At 39.2% G+C, this 469-nt stretch carries 1 pseudogene; it reads left to right on the forward strand.

The features are described 5' to 3' along the window. Positions 1-259: 259 nt before the first annotated feature. Positions 260-469 (forward strand): annotated as a pseudogene (locus FFM73_RS12940) (ISL3 family transposase); the annotation flags it as partial.

The raw sequence follows: 469 nt of genomic DNA on the forward strand, positions 1-469 counted from the left end.
TTGAAGCTTAGTCATAAAAAATCACCTCATCATAATTGATAAGGTGATCATACTGCGCCGTTAGACGCATTCATAGACGTTCGGTTATAGTGTGCTTACTAAATATAATCAAGTCGTTAATCAGGGTCTAAGCTTTTTAGTGTTGATTAAGTTCAACACTGAGAAACTTAGGCCTGTTTTTTTGCAAAAAAAGGACACCTAGTCTCCCAGACGTTATACTTTACAGCGACCAAACCAAAAGTAAAGGCAAGGAAATTAAATGTCCAATATTAATACTACACTAGAAGTTCTCGGAATTACAGATACTCACGTTCATATTAATGGTTATCGCCATGAAAATCATAGCAAAGGTACGGGACGCAAAAAGTTCCTCGTGATTCAAGCAGTATTAACCTATCAGCTGGCACGTTGCCCAGAGTGTGGTTTCGAGGCGCTGTACCCTAACGGTCACATCAAGACTAGAATCCAC

Source organism: Secundilactobacillus hailunensis (assembly GCF_005405185.1).
Classification (GTDB): Bacteria; Bacillota; Bacilli; order Lactobacillales; family Lactobacillaceae; genus Secundilactobacillus; species Secundilactobacillus hailunensis.